Source organism: Nocardia cyriacigeorgica GUH-2 (assembly GCF_000284035.1).
Lineage (GTDB): Bacteria > Actinomycetota > Actinomycetes > Mycobacteriales > Mycobacteriaceae > Nocardia > Nocardia cyriacigeorgica_B.
Map to the genome: position 1 here is coordinate 5,809,569 of NC_016887.1, position 13,243 is coordinate 5,822,811.

Here is a 13,243-nt window from a genome sequence, read left to right on the forward strand (position 1 = left end):
CTGGAGCGGACAGACAGTCGTCCGGGTGAACGGGTAGGACGACCGACGGGAGTCGGCCGGATCGAGGAGGGTGTACGGCAGTTTGAGTACCCACGTTCTCCGTTGCGACGGCGCACCGGTACCGATTGCCCTCGCTTCCCAGCCCACCACCCAGACCGACGCGATTCCCGATACCGGCGAGATCGATGAGCTGCTGCCGGTGCTCGCCGCCGACAGCCTGCCGCGGTTGATCGTGCTCGGTGACGACGCCGCGCTGGCCGCGGTGCTCACCCATCTGATGCGCACCGAGCGGCTGAACGTGGAGATCGGGTACGTCCCGGTCGAGAAGACCTACGGCTCGCGCGCCTACGAGACCGGCACCGGTAATGCCGCCGCCAAACGCGCACTGGAGGGCCGCGCCACCGAGGTTCCGTTGATCCGCGACGACACCGGCACGGTGCTGGTGGGCCGCGCGACCCTGGTGGGCGTCGAGGACAAGCTCGAGGGCGAGGCCTACGTCGACGACACCCTGCTGTTCTCCGGCAAGGTCGCCGCGATGCTCGTCTCGCCCACCTTGGAGATGCCCGGCGTGCGCGCCACCGTCCAGCGCGGGGTGCGCAAGCGGAAATGGGTCAGCGGGCGCGCCGCACAACTCGGTACTCCGGGCGCGCGGGTCACCCGCGACGGCATTGCCAACGATCGCACGGTGCCGCGATCGACCTTTTACCGTCATCACGAGCCCTGGCTGCTGGTCCGATGAGCTTTCCCGCCCAGGCCCGCCGCTCCGGCGCGGTGCGGCCGAGCCCCGTCTTCCTGCTGGTCGTGGCGATCACCGTGCTGGGTGGTGCGCTGGCCTGGGACGCCGAGCTGGACTCGGTGCGCGCCAAGGCCGGGGTGTTCCTGCTGGTGGTGTTCGGCTGGATCGTCAGCCTGTGCCTGCACGAATTCGCGCACGCGTACGTCGCGTGGCGGGCCGGTGACCGCGAGGTGGAGCTGCGCGGGTATCTCACGCTGAATCCGTTGAAGTACAGCCATCCGCTGCTGTCGATCGTGCTGCCGATCGTGTTCATCGCGCTCGGCGGGATCGGTCTGCCGGGCGGTGCGGTGTACGTGCACGCACACAATTTCTCGACCCGGATCCAGCGCATCATCAGCGGTGCAGGTCCGGCGGTGAACGTCGCCTGTGCGGCGCTGCTGCTGATCATCGTGCGGTTGTTCGGCAGCGCCGAGGAGCATGCCGCGTTCTGGTTCGGGCTCAGCTTCCTGGCGTTCCTCCAGGTGACGGCCGCGCTGCTGAACCTGATCCCGATTCCCGGGCTGGACGGTTACGGGATCCTGGAGCCGTCGCTGAGCTACCAGACCCGCCGCGCGCTCGACCAGTTCAAGCCGTTCGGCATGCTGATCCTGTTCGCGCTGCTGTTCACTCCCGCGATCAACGAAGTGTTCTTCGACGCGGTGTACGCGCTCTACGAAATCTCCGGGGTGCCGTCGCTGTGGTCGCGCTGGGGCGGCTATCTCACCCGCTTCTGGACCTGACGGTTCTGGACGCAACGCAGGGCCGCCCGGCCGGTAGACCGGACGACCCTGGTCTTCGCCGGCGACCGCGGCCCCAGCGCGCCGGCCACCACACCAACAATGGCCGGTTGCGCGTCGCGGTCTGCGGCGAAGTATGTGACCGCGCCACCCCTCGTCGACGCGGTCGGTTTTCACCGTAGGCAGCGGCGGTGGGCGTCGCCTGAGTAGTGGACTACGCGAAGATCGTTTGCCTGCGGCCGCACCGTTGTCCGTCCGCCCGCAGGCCCGGAGGGCAGACGGGCGGCGGGTCGAGTAGTCGTTGTGCCGACGTCCGTTCGACGCTGGTCAGCGTCCGGCTCGGCTCGTTGCGGACCTGCTGGACCGGGTTCGGCCGACCTCAGTCCTGCGGCCGCACATACGGATTCGGCACCGTCGGCGGGAGCAGCGCGATCGCCGAGATGCGCTGCATACCGCAGACCTGCATGAGATCGACCACCGTCGAGCGCACCTGCGCGAACACCACATGCGCCGAAAGACCGGCCCCCGCAACGAGCTCCGGGCGCGCGCCCTTGGCCACCGAGCGCAGCACCCGCGCGGCCTCGGCCTGATCGGGCTGCTCACCCGGGTCGGCGAGCATCATCCGGCGCACCACGTCGACGGCGTGACCGAGGCTTTCCACCTCGTCGATCAGGCGTGGATCGAGGATCTCGTCGTCGCGGACCAGGGTGAGGCCGCGGCGCAACAGCACACGGGTGTTGCGCACGGCGTTGTCGAGCGGATCGGCGGTGGCGCGGATGCGTTCGAGGCGTTTACGAGAGTTCCAGTACAGCGGGGAGATCCGGCTGATCTCGCGGCCGCCCTCCAGGGTCTTGCGCAGGGAATCGAGCTGCGCTTGAGTGGCCCGGACCGAGGTCAGCGCGGTGTGCACCTTGTCGGCGTCCTGTTCGAGCAGGCCCGCGGCGCCGTCGATCAGCGCCTTGCCCATCACGCCCAGGATTTCCGCCGCCTGCTCCCTGGCCCGGCGCACCGGGTGCAACGGGATCGCGGCCACGACCACCACCCCCACCAGACCGCCGACGAGCGCGTCGATCATCCGGGAGAAACCACCACCGGCAGCAGGCGGGAGCAACGTCGCGACCAGCACCGCCGAACCCGCCGCCTGCATGGCGATGATGGTGCCGCCGTCGAGAAACACCGCCAGGCTCATGGCAATGCCGACGACCAGCGCGATCTGCCAGACGCCGGTACCGACCTGGGAAATGAACAGATCGCCGATGCCAATGCCGACCGCCACGCCGACGACCAGTTCCACCGACCGCTTCAACCGGGCGCCGAAGGAGATGCCGATCGACACCACCGCCGCGGTCGGCGCGAAGAACGGCTGGGCATGCCCGATCAGGTAATGCGCCACGAACCACGCCAGCGCGGCACCGAGCGCGCACTGCAAGATCGGCAGCGCGGACAGGCGCAGGCGCGTCCACGAGCTGCGCAACCGGTCCATGCCACCGGCCCGGGCGAGGGCGACGCGCGAGTTCGGGTCGATCAACTCAGGAGGGTGTCAGTCCAGGCCGAGTTCCGCGGCGGCGCGCGGATCGCAATCCTCGAGCAGGTCGAGGCAGCGCGCGTACTCGTCGGACTCGCCGATCGCCCGCGCGGCCCGGGCCAGCGCGCCGACGCTGCGCAGGAAGCCCTGATTGGGTTCGTGGCTCCACGGCACCGGGCCGAAACCCTTCCAGCCGTTGCGGCGCAACAGATCGAGGCCCCGGTGATAGCCGGTGCGAGCGAAGGCGTACGCGGCGACGACGTCATGGTTGACGGTCTCGCCGGCCTCCTCCGCCCGAGCCAGCGCCGCCTCGGCCAGATACGCCCACGCGATCGAAGCGGCCGGATGATCGGCCGCGACCTGCACCGGATCGGCCTTGGCGAGGAGCGCGTCCTCGGCATCGGAGATTTCCGGCAGCAGTACCGGTTGCGGACCGAGCAGATCACCGAACGAGGTCATGCGCTTCATTGTGCACCGCCGGTGCGGACGTGGGGATGCGCGGGGCGCTCGGTCCGGGATCGGGCTGCGCGTCCCGGTCGCCATGCTCGCCCGAGCCTGCCGTCCCACGCCTGCCAGAAGCGAAGGGCAGTCCGCTGGATGCGCGAGATGCCCCGGACTGAGATCGGCATATGCGACGCCGGATCAGTGCGGGCAGCAGTTACATGCTGACGCGATGCAATGGCCGAGGCGGACGAGAATTCGGCGACGCGAACGCAAGGCCGGTCGGCGCCGGCACGGGCCGCTCGATGCGCGGGCCGATCCATCCGGAGCCGGTCACCGCCACGCGGTATCGCTGGGCTCCGGGCCTGCCGACCCGCACACGCAGACGCAGGGGCGGTCGACGGCCAACGCTGGGGCGATCGGCGGTAAGGGTCGGCCGACGTATGCGCGGGCAAGGTCGATACGGACATAGGCCCCGGCCACGTGGACTGGTGTGGTTGAGGCCGGCACGCGCGCGGTTGACACCAACACGGCCGACCGAGGTGCGCGTTGGGGTCGTAGCTGAGAACGTGCTGAGGCGGGTGTGTCGAACCCGGTGGGGCAATGGCGGCCCGGGTGGGGCGGGGCGCATTAGGCTGGCCGTCGAGTTCACATTGTTCCGCTGAGCGAGGGGTAGTGGTGTCCGACCCGAACGACGACAAGAATCCGGTGCGCAAACCCGCCGACGCCCGCAACCCGGACGCCCCGGCCGCACCGCCCGCCTCTGCCGCCAACGGGACCTCCCCCACCTCGCCGACCGCCCCGACCACTTCCGACGCCGACGCCGACGCGCCCACCAAGGCGTTCAGGCAGGTGCCCGCCGGTGGCGCGGATGACCCGGCCGACTCCGGCTCCGGCGATCCCGCGCGCTCCACGGCCGAAACGCCCACTCCGGCAGGCACATCCGACGAGGCCGATGCGGAGACTACCGAGATCCGGCGCGGCGGAAAAGAGACCGCCACCGGCTCGAATACGCCTGCACCGCAACCTCCCTCCGGCGCCGACGCCGACGCCGACGCCGAGACCGAGGCCATCCCGGCACCGGCCGCCGCCACGAAACAGGACGAGCCACTCGCCGACGACTCCGACGCAAAAACCGTCGCCATGCGCCGCGTAGACCCAGCCACCGGCGCAGCCAAAGCCCCCGCGAGCGCCCCGAAAGCCGCGAGCGCATCCGAGACGAACAAGACTGCGGGCGGCGCGGGCCAGACCCCTGCCGGCGACGCATCCGCCGACCAGGCCGACGAACCCGCACCCGGCTCGCACAAATCCGCCCGAGCCGCCGCGGCCGGAGCTGCCGCTGGAGCCGGTGCGGCTACCGCCGGCACCGCCGCGGCCCGTCCGGCAGGCGACGGTGCAGCAGAAAAAGGCGCGCCGCCGGTCGACGCGGCCCAAGCGGCTCCCGCTGATGATGGTGATGAGACGAAGTCGGCAGGTGACTCCGAGTCCGTTGACGGGGCCGGCGCTGCTGGCGCCGAGGACGCTGCTGAGAGCACGGACAACGCCGGAGCTCCTGGGTCGGCGAAGGACGGGGACAGCTCTGAGGAGGCCGCCGGCGACCCCGATGCTGTGTCCGCAGATTCCGCCGCGGCAGGCGACGAGGGCTCTGGCCTCCAGGAATCCGCGGGCGACCCCGATGAATCGCCAGCGGACGCCACCCCGGCTGCCGGCGACTCCCCCGGCACCCAGGGCTCCACAGATGACGCCGACGACTCCGCAGACGCGAAGACCGTTCAGATGCGGGTCGTGCCGAATCCGGCGGACGCACAGACCGTCGCCATCCCGGTGCAGCGGCCGGCCGGTACCGACCGGGTGGCCGGGTCGGGTGGCCGGCAGCCGCTGAGTAAGCCGCCGAGCACGCCGCGGCCGGCGGCCGGGCCGAAGCAGGCCGGGACGCACGGGCCTTCGGGTCCGGAGCACGGCGGTGCGCCCCAGCAGGGCAAACGGCCGCAGCCCGGGGCTCCGCAGCAGGGTGGGCCGAAACAAGCCGGGCCCCAGGGGCCCCTCGCGGGCGGTGCCGCGCCTCGCAACCCACAGCAACCCGGACCTCAGAATCGTGGACCGCAGCAGGGCGGCCCCGGTCAGAAGCCTCCGCAGCAGCGCGGCCCGCAGCAACCCGCGCCGGCCCCAGGCGCCCAGCAGCGCGACGCATCGCAGCCCACAGGCTCCCCCGCGGGCGGCGCACCCGGCGGCAAGCAGCGCCCGGGCACTGCCCCCTCACCGGCGGATATGCAGCCGACGATGCCCGCCCAGTCCCTGTCCGGCGGCCCGCGCCCACCACAGCCGCGCCCGGTGGCCGCACCGCAGCGTGTGGAGCCGGCAGCCGCGGAGCCGGAGCAGAAACCGGGCCGCCGTTCCAATCGCTGGTTGTTGGCCGTGGCCGGGGCGGTGGTGCTGGTCGTCGGGCTCATCGCGGCGGTGCTGGTGGCGGTGGTCGGCGGAGAGGACAACTCGCCGGATGCGCAGATCCGCAGGACCATCGGCAGCTACACCCAGGCGTTGAAGAACGGCGATCTGGAGACCCTGCGATCCACCACCTGCGGTTCGCTGCACGAGTTCTACCGGGGCATTCCCGACGATCAGTTCGCCGGCGTGCATCAGCAGTCGGTGGAGCAGGGCAGCATTCCGGTAGTCGAGCACATCCAGGCCATCCGGATCACCGACAACACCGCCATCGCCCAGGCCACCGTCTACACCAAGGCGGATCCGGCACGCTCGGCCCGGACGTTCGATCTCCAGCACACCGACGACGGCTGGAAGGTGTGTGACCCGCCGGACAGCGCCCCGTAACGATGCGGCGGCGATAAGACCGCGTATCCGGTATCGAAGGTCACAGTTACCCCCTTCTAGCTGGTCGCTGGTCCGAATCGCCAGTAGCATGGCCCGGATCATGGGCAGGGAACAATCGATGGCGCGGCCGGACGAGGTAGTGCGGACGGCAACGCTCGCGGGGCGGAAATTCCGGATCCGGGATCACTATGAGGTCGGCCGGGAAAAGATCCGCGAGTTCGCGCGAGCTGTGCAGAACGAGCACCGCGCGCATCAGCACGAAGTCGACGCACGCAAGCTGGGCTACGAGGGCGTCATCGCCCCGCCGACCTTCGCGTCGGTGATCGGGATGACCGCAACCAGGGCCCTGCTGGACTCGGTGCTCACCGAATACGACCTGTCCCAGATCCTGCAAACCGACCAGGTCTTCCGGGTGCACCGGCCGATGGTGGCCGGTGACCGGATCACCAGCGAGGTGGAGATCGAGTCGATCCGCCAGTTCAGCGATAACGACTTCATCCACGTGAAGTTCGTGTTGAAGAACCAGGACGACGAGATCGCGCAGGTCGGCTCGTCCACCATCGTGGCGCGGCGCGGGGTGGAGGTGGCCCCCGATATCGCCGAAGCGGTCGAGAACATCATGATGCACGGCCGCACCGACGCCGAGCCCACCGCACTCGGCGACCTGGGCGCGCTGATCGAACTGGACGCCGACACGATCGACACCGCGTCGACCCCGGCGCCCGCCCCGGTGCACACCCTCCCGGAATTCGACCGCCTGACCGAGGGCGAGGAGATCGACCTCGGGACCGTCTGGCTGACCCGCGGCGACCTGGCGAACTACGCCGGCGTATCCGGCGACTCGAACCCCATCCACTTCAGCGAGCACGCCGCCAAACTTGCCGGCCTGCCGACGACGGTCGCGCACGGCCTGCTCACCATGGGCCTGGCCGGCGGCAAGCTGACCTCCTGGCTGGGCGACCCGACCGCCATCGAATCGCTGAGCGTGCGTTTCGCCGGCTATGTGCCGGTGGAGGCCGATGCCCGCAGCGCCGTCGAGTTCTCCGGCAAGATCAAGAAACTCGACCCGCAGCGGCGCACCGCGACGGTGGTGCTGTCCGGGAAGTCGCAGGGCCGCAAACTCTTCGGGCGCGCGATCGCCGAGGTCCGGCTGGGCTGAGCCGCGCGGGGTTCATTCCAGCTTCGCGTGCATCAGATAGACGTTGTAGTCACTCCACGTGGTGATGTTGAAGTACAGGTCGGTCCCCGACGACCACGGGTGGATGAATCCGCCGTACAGCTCCGGATAGTCGCGCACGGTCACCGTCGGCGTGCCCTCGGACCACACACCCTGCGGTGAATTCGCTTCCCGCACAACGATGGCGGCCTTCGCCGTGTCGAGGTAGCTCATCTGCCAGACGCCGCGTTCGGCGTCGTACCGCACGGACAACTCACCAGCCGGCCCGTTGACGACGGGCGTAGCGGAGGCAGCGCCACCCACCGGCGTCCACGACCCATCCCGCCAGTATTGATACGCCGTCTTGTTGAGAATCTGGTCTTTTGGCACCCGCGCCAGCCCGACGGCGCCGAGCCGGGTATTCGGCGTCCCGAACATGTACACGTGTTCCCCGTGCGGAACCATCGCGCTCACTTGGAAATTCGCCAGCCCGAAGATGTTGTCCCAGCGCGCGTGCGGGTCCTTGGTCCAGGTCTGGCCGTGATCGTCGGAGTAGGCGATGCCGCCGTAGTTGGTGAAGAAGGTGCCGGGCAGGCTGTTCCAGGTGCGAATCGACATATAGCTCATGTACTGCCGGTCACCGAGCGCGAAACCCGAGGTGGGGATGGTGGTGACCTCCACATTGTCGAGTTTGCGGCTGGAGAGCACCTCGGCGGCGTGGCAGCGGCTGTCGGTGACCATCCGGTCGTAGGTCATGCCGTCGTCGAGGGTGCGGTCGGTGCTGAAGGCCAGCACATTGCTGCGCCAGTCACCGCCCATACCGCCGGGTGGATGGAAGCCGCGCCCCACGGTGTCGCCGAACACGGTGGCAATCTCGCCGGGCGCCGACTCCCACATGATCCCCAGGTCGGTCCCCTGCACCTGCCAGCGCTTATCGGTCCGATTGACCGAACTCGCCCCGGTCTGCTTGGCCACTTCGCGCACCGCGCCGACCTTGGGAGCCGGCCGCGCCGCCGTCTGCGGTGCCGCCTCGACCGGTGGCTGGACCGCGGGCGGTGGCGGCGGCACCGGACCGGGATCGGGGCCCGGACCCGGAATTGCGAAGTGGAAGGGCTTGGGGCTCAACAGGATTTCCGGAATACCCAACTGCTCTGCCAGACTCGGCGGCTGCGCGGCCTCATCCGTGAGATCCGGGCACGGGTCGACACACGGATCGGCCGGCAGTTCCATCTGCACCCGAGTCGGCGGCGGCTCCGGCGGTTGCGGCGGCAGCACGGTGATCACCGGATACGGCACCGGCACCTCGAGTGTTTCGGGGATCAGCGGTTCATGGGTGGGCGGCGGATCGCTGCGGCACGGGCCGGTCCCCGGCACACCCGCCTCCGGACCCGCACCCGCCGTCATCGGCTGCGCGCACACCAGCGCACCCGCGCCGAAGACCACCGCGCCGAGCGCGGCCATCACCCGCCTCGCCATCGTCGACCCCTCGTTCCATGGCTATCCGTGGAAGTTCCGCACCAGCGTGTGACCCTACCGGCCCACCGGCCGCCGAACCGGCCGAACTCGCGCGAATGCCGGTGGTGGCCCGGCCGGATCAGGCGGATAATCGGCGCAGAGTCAGAGCACGTCCGCAGCGTTGTCAGGATTCACCATGAAATTCGCGCCCATCCCCCGCCGGGCGCTGCCCGGTGCGGCGGCCGCCTGCCTGTCCGGAATCGCCATCGCGCTCGCCCCCTTGGCCATCGCCGCACCGGACCGACCCGACGGCCACAGCACCACCGACTGGCAGACCTCACCGAACCAACTGGACGAACCCCACCAGCGCCCCACCGGCTCGACCACTCCGAAAGCGTCGCCGTTCTATCTGACCTGCGGCGAAGCCCGACGCGACGGTGCAGCACCGATCCTGCAAGGCCAGCGCGGTTACTCCGTGCGGCTGGACTCCGACGGTGATGGGATCGCCTGCGAGCCCGGCGAACCGTGACGGACCGTCGGTAACTACCGCGCCGCCTGAAAGACCAGTACAGTCCCGCCGATCCGGATGGCATCCCCGTCGGCGAGCAACGCGCCGGTCTCGATCGGCAGCTCGTTGACAAACACCCCGTTGGCCGAATGCAGATCCTTGATCAGCAGCCCGGCCCGGCTCGGCAGGATCTGGGCGTGATAGCGGCTGGCCTTGGGATCGTCGATGACCAGGTCGTTATCGGTCATCCGGCCGATGCGCAGGCCCGCCTGGGCGACGACGACCGCGCGCCCGTCCGGCATCAGGATCTGCCCGCTGCGCACCGCGCTCGGCACCTCGGTGACGGTCTCGGTCATCGCCGCGGCCATCCGCTCGGCCCGCTTGAACTCGACGGTGTTCAACGGTTCCTGGCGCAACACCCGCTGCTCCAGCTCGATCAACGCCGGTCCCGGGTCGATGCCGAGTTCGTCGGCGAGCACGGTACGCACCCGCCGACAGGCGTCGAGGGCGTCGGCCTGCCGGCCGGACAGGTACAGCGCGGTGATCAACTGCCCCCACAGCGGCTCCCGCAACGGATGCTCGGTGGTCATCGCCACCAATTCACCGACCACCGAAGATGCACGTCCACACGCGATTTCGGCATCGATGCGAGCCGAGGCGGCGAGCAACCGCTCCTCGTCCATGGCGGTGGCGAAACCGTCGGCGAATTGCAGCCCCGCCAGATCGGCCAATGCCCGGCCGTCCCATTCGCGCAGCGCGGTGCCGAACAGGTGGGCGGCCGTGGCATGGTCGCCCACCTCGGCGGCCCGGGCGGCGGCATCGCGGGCAGCCTCGAAACGTCCGAGGTCGCAGGCCTCTTCGGCGATCTCCAGCCGATAGCCGGAGGACTCGGTGCGCAACACCGCGGCCGGATCGATCCCCGAATTACGCAGCGCCTTACGGATATTCGACACGAATACCTGCAGGCTCGCGGCGTAGGAATCGGGCGGATCCTCGTTCCACACCATGTCGGCCAGCGCGACCGACGACACCGCGCGCCGCCGATTCACCGCCAGCGCGGCAAGCAACGCCCGCGGCTTGGGCCCGCCGACCGCCACCGGCTCACCGCCGACGAGCAGCCGCACGGGCCCGAGCAGGCGCACCTCGAGACTCATGTGCTGTTGCCCCCGCCAGGGTTGTGGGTCAGGCGCTGATCGACCGTCCCGCGGACTTCAGATCATTGCACGCCTCGACCACACGCGCCGCCATGGACGCCTCGGCCTTCTTCAGGTAGCTACGCGGGTCGTAGGTCTTCTTGTTGCCGACCTCGCCGTCGATCTTGAGCACACCGTCGTAGTTGGTGAACATGTGACCCGCGACCGGCCGGGTGAAGGCGTACTGGGTGTCGGTGTCGACGTTCATCTTCACCACGCCGTAGCGCAGCGAATCGTCGATCTCGGACTTCAGCGAGCCCGAACCGCCGTGGAAGACGAAGTCGAACGGCTGCGCGTCGGCGCCCAGGCCCAGCTTGGCCGCGGCCACCCGCTGGCCCTCGGCCAGCACCTCCGGCCGCAGCACCACATTGCCCGGCTTGTACACGCCGTGCACATTGCCGAAGGTGGCGGCGAGCAGGTACTTGCCGTTCTCGCCCGCACCCAGGGCGTCGATGGTCTTCTCGAAGTCGGCGGGCGAGGTGTAGAGCTTCTCGTCGATGGCGGCCTCGACACCGTCTTCCTCACCGCCGACGACGCCGATCTCCACCTCGAGGATGATGTTGGCGGCCCGGGTGGCCTTCAGCAGGTCCTTGGCGATCTCGAGGTTCTCGTCGATCGGGATGGCCGAACCGTCCCACATGTGCGACTGGAACAGCGGGTTGCGCCCGGCGTTCACCCGCTCCTGCGAGATCGCGATCAGCGGGCGGACGAATCCGTCCAGCTTGTCCTTGGGGCAGTGGTCGGTGTGCAGCGCGATGGTGACGTCGTACTTGGCCGCCACCACGTGCGCGAACTCGGCGAGCGCGACAGCACCGGTCACCATGTCCTTCACGCCCTGGCCGGAACCGAACTCCGAGCCACCGGTGGAGAACTGGATGATGCCGTCGCTGCCGGCGTCGGCGAAGCCCTTGATCGCCGCGTTGATCGTCTCCGACGACGTGCAGTTGATCGCGGGGAATGCAAAGGAGTTCGCTTTGGCCCGACCGAGCATCTCGGCGTAGACCTCCGGAGTCGCGATGGGCACTGTGAAGACCTCCGTGTTTTGTGCGGCAAAAGACAATTTTGTCAGGCCCACCCTAAGACAGCAGGCTTTCGGCCGATATCAGGGGATCGATGCGCGGGCAGGATGGTGTTGGGGTCCCGACCCGGTACTGTGGGCCGGGTGATTGCGCTCGCAGCCTCCGACGCGGTGACAAGCAACCTTGCCTTGACTCAGTTGCTCGATCCGATGTACCTGCTCACCGAGACCTGGCTGCAGCACGCCGTCCTCCCGGCCATCCTGGTCATCGTCTTCATCGAGACCGGTCTGCTGTTCCCGCTGCTGCCGGGCGACTCGCTGCTGTTCACCGGTGGCCTGCTGGCCGCGCAACCGGATCCGCCGGTATCGATCTGGGTGCTGGTGCCCGCCGTCACCTTCATCGCCTTCGCCGGCGACCAGTCCGGCTACTGGATAGGCCGGGCCATCGGGCCCGCGCTGTTCCAGAAGGAAGACAGCCGGTTCTTCAAGAAGCACTACGTCACCGAGACGCACGCGTTCTTCGAAAAGCACGGACCGAAGACCATCATCCTGGCCAGGTTCGTGCCGATCGTGCGCACCTTCATGCCGGTGCTCGCGGGTGTGTCCACGATGAACTACCGCAAGTTCGTCGCCTTCGACATCGTCGGCGCGATCCTGTGGGGCGGCGGCGTGACCGTCCTCGGCTACTTCCTCGGCAACGTCGCCTTCATCCGCGACCACGTCGAGGCGATCTTCCTGCTCATCGTGTTCGTCTCGATCCTGCCCGGCATCATGGCCGTCGCGAAGAAGCTGCTCGGCCGCGGTTCGGCCGCCGAGCAGGCCGACCCCGCCCGTGATGTCGAGCTGACGGCGTCGACGAACGAGACCACGCGCTGATCGCAGTGACGCCGGCGTCCTCAACCCTCGCACTGGGCAGCTTCGAACCGCTGATCTCGGCGGGACCAGCACTCGTCTGGACGATCGTGCTGACGTTCGTCTTCCTGGAGTGCGCCTTCATCATCGGCCTGTTCCTGCCCGGCGATTCCATGCTGATCACCGCGGGCGTCGTCATGGCCTCGCACGCCTCCGGTGAGGCGCAGGTCTGGGGCCTGTCGCTGGGCACCATGGTCGCGGCCATCGCCGGCAATCAGGTCGGTTACGTCGTCGGCAGCCGCACCGGCCACCATCTGGTGGCCCGCAAGAACGGCCGCTACATCAACACCCGCAACCTCGCCCGCGTCACCGAGATGCTGCACCGGCACGGCTTCGTCGCGGTGCTCGTCGCCCGCTGGATCCCCTGGGTGCGCACCCTGTGCCCGATGGTGGCCGGCGCGGCGGGCATGGACCACCGCAAATACACCATCGCCAGCACCATCGGCGCCATCCTCTGGGCCCCGGTCCTGCTGCTCATCGGCTACTACGCCGGCGGCTTCATCCAGCGAGTCCCCTGGCTGATGCCCGCCGTCGTCATCGTCCTCGTCGTCGGTCTGATCATCGGCACGATCCTCGGCATCCGCCAGTACCGCCAGGAGATGGCGCAGCCGGCGGAGGACTTCGATCTGGATGCGGCGGGGGTGCCGGAGCACTGAGCGTCCGGCGGGTGCCCGTCGGCGCGGGCAGACTCCCG

Annotated in this window: 12 protein-coding genes; 7 read left to right on the forward strand and 5 right to left on the reverse strand. The window is 69.2% G+C overall.

What is annotated here, in order from left to right:
- Positions 1-82 precede the first annotated feature (82 nt).
- Positions 83-739 (forward strand): hypothetical protein, encoded by a 657-nt coding sequence (locus NOCYR_RS26095; RefSeq protein WP_148280765.1) that lies wholly within the window; start codon positions 83-85, stop codon positions 737-739.
- Positions 736-1,515 carry a site-2 protease family protein gene (locus NOCYR_RS26100; RefSeq protein ID WP_014353416.1) on the forward strand — a complete coding sequence of 260 codons (780 nt, stop codon included), beginning with the start codon at positions 736-738 and terminating at the stop codon, positions 1,513-1,515. Before NOCYR_RS26095 ends, NOCYR_RS26100 begins: the two co-directional genes overlap by 4 nt.
- A 376-nt stretch (positions 1,516-1,891) precedes the next feature.
- On the opposite strand, the gene NOCYR_RS26105 is transcribed toward NOCYR_RS26100, so the two are convergent.
- The gene (locus NOCYR_RS26105; protein WP_014353417.1) at positions 1,892-3,040 is read right to left on the reverse strand and encodes an FUSC family protein; all 1,149 of its coding nucleotides are present in this window, start codon (positions 3,038-3,040) and stop codon (positions 1,892-1,894) included.
- A gap of 12 nt (positions 3,041-3,052) precedes the next feature.
- Positions 3,053-3,496 carry a DUF3151 domain-containing protein gene (locus NOCYR_RS26110; RefSeq protein WP_048834461.1) on the reverse strand — a complete coding sequence of 148 codons (444 nt, stop codon included), beginning with the start codon at positions 3,494-3,496 and terminating at the stop codon, positions 3,053-3,055.
- 660 nt (positions 3,497-4,156) lie between these two features.
- Here NOCYR_RS26110 and NOCYR_RS28715 point away from each other — a divergent pair.
- The gene (locus tag NOCYR_RS28715) at positions 4,157-6,307 is read left to right on the forward strand and encodes a hypothetical protein (RefSeq protein WP_014353419.1); all 2,151 of its coding nucleotides are present in this window, start codon (positions 4,157-4,159) and stop codon (positions 6,305-6,307) included.
- Positions 6,308-6,407: 100 nt separating this feature from the next.
- The gene (locus NOCYR_RS26120; protein WP_048834463.1) at positions 6,408-7,466 is read left to right on the forward strand and encodes a fused (3R)-hydroxyacyl-ACP dehydratase subunits HadA/HadB; all 1,059 of its coding nucleotides are present in this window, start codon (positions 6,408-6,410) and stop codon (positions 7,464-7,466) included.
- A gap of 12 nt (positions 7,467-7,478) precedes the next feature.
- Here the strand turns inward: NOCYR_RS26120 and NOCYR_RS26125 are convergent, their stop codons facing one another.
- Entirely contained in the window at positions 7,479-8,939 is a 1,461-nt protein-coding gene (locus NOCYR_RS26125; protein ID WP_014353421.1) for a DUF4185 domain-containing protein, read from the reverse strand.
- Positions 8,940-9,114: 175 nt separating this feature from the next.
- Here NOCYR_RS26125 and NOCYR_RS26130 point away from each other — a divergent pair, with 175 nt between their 5' ends.
- Positions 9,115-9,447: an excalibur calcium-binding domain-containing protein gene (locus tag NOCYR_RS26130; protein ID WP_014353422.1), complete on the forward strand. Its 333-nt coding sequence runs from the start codon at positions 9,115-9,117 to the stop codon at positions 9,445-9,447.
- A 14-nt stretch (positions 9,448-9,461) separates the two neighbouring features.
- Here the strand turns inward: NOCYR_RS26130 and NOCYR_RS26135 are convergent, their stop codons facing one another.
- Together NOCYR_RS26135 and fbaA are read right to left on the reverse strand one after the other, a co-directional pair.
- The gene (locus tag NOCYR_RS26135; protein WP_014353423.1) at positions 9,462-10,580 is read right to left on the reverse strand and encodes a BTAD domain-containing putative transcriptional regulator; all 1,119 of its coding nucleotides are present in this window, start codon (positions 10,578-10,580) and stop codon (positions 9,462-9,464) included.
- Positions 10,581-10,608: 28 nt separating this feature from the next.
- Complete coding sequence (gene fbaA, locus NOCYR_RS26140) at positions 10,609-11,679, reverse strand: class II fructose-bisphosphate aldolase (RefSeq protein ID WP_267469020.1); 1,071 nt, start codon at positions 11,677-11,679, stop codon at positions 10,609-10,611.
- Between the two features lie 168 nt (positions 11,680-11,847).
- On the opposite strand from fbaA, the gene NOCYR_RS26145 reads away from it, so the two are divergent.
- Both NOCYR_RS26145 and NOCYR_RS26150 read left to right on the forward strand, forming a co-directional pair.
- Positions 11,848-12,513 carry a DedA family protein gene (locus NOCYR_RS26145; protein WP_249357974.1) on the forward strand — a complete coding sequence of 222 codons (666 nt, stop codon included), beginning with the start codon at positions 11,848-11,850 and terminating at the stop codon, positions 12,511-12,513.
- Between the two features lie 5 nt (positions 12,514-12,518).
- Positions 12,519-13,205 carry a DedA family protein gene (locus NOCYR_RS26150; protein ID WP_014353426.1) on the forward strand — a complete coding sequence of 229 codons (687 nt, stop codon included), beginning with the start codon at positions 12,519-12,521 and terminating at the stop codon, positions 13,203-13,205.
- Positions 13,206-13,243 lie beyond the last annotated feature (38 nt).